The organism is Pedobacter sp. 01N416 (genome assembly GCF_056399685.1).
On the sequence record NZ_JBFTRT010001105.1, the window covers coordinates 1 to 452 of the forward strand.

The 452-nt window shown below is 36.3% G+C and carries 1 protein-coding gene; it reads left to right on the forward strand.

Annotated elements, in window-relative coordinates; all coding sequences use genetic code 11:
- The coding region (locus AC1DND_RS29445) for a LiaF transmembrane domain-containing protein (protein WP_477586579.1) at window positions 1–452 on the forward strand (452 nt) is incomplete at both ends.

The following is a 452-nucleotide window of genomic DNA, read 5'->3' on the forward strand; positions in this document are numbered from 1 at the left end:
GAGTGGTTTCATCATAGTCATCATCGGATTTGCATTTCTATTGAACAACATGGGACTAAATATTCCGAGATGGATATTCAGCTGGTCTAATTTTTTAATTGCACTTGGTGTATTTATCGGCGTTCGTCGTAACTTTAAAGGAATAGCCTGGCTAATTTTGATTTTGATCGGCGCTTACAATACCTTAAGTAATATACCGGGGTTAGATTTTGATTTATCTAAATACGCTTTAGGTATTGGTTTGGTTATAGTAGGTGGGTTTTTAATCTTCAGACCAAAGGATGCTTTTGTGTTTAAGAAAAAACCTAAAGATAAGTATAAAGCCGATTTTGATTTTGACGCAGCTGCCGATCAGAAGACCACAAATAATAATGATGTTATTGATGTAATGGCCGTTTTTGGGGGAAGTAACCAAACGGTCTACTCTAAAAACTTTCAGGGCGGCGATATTA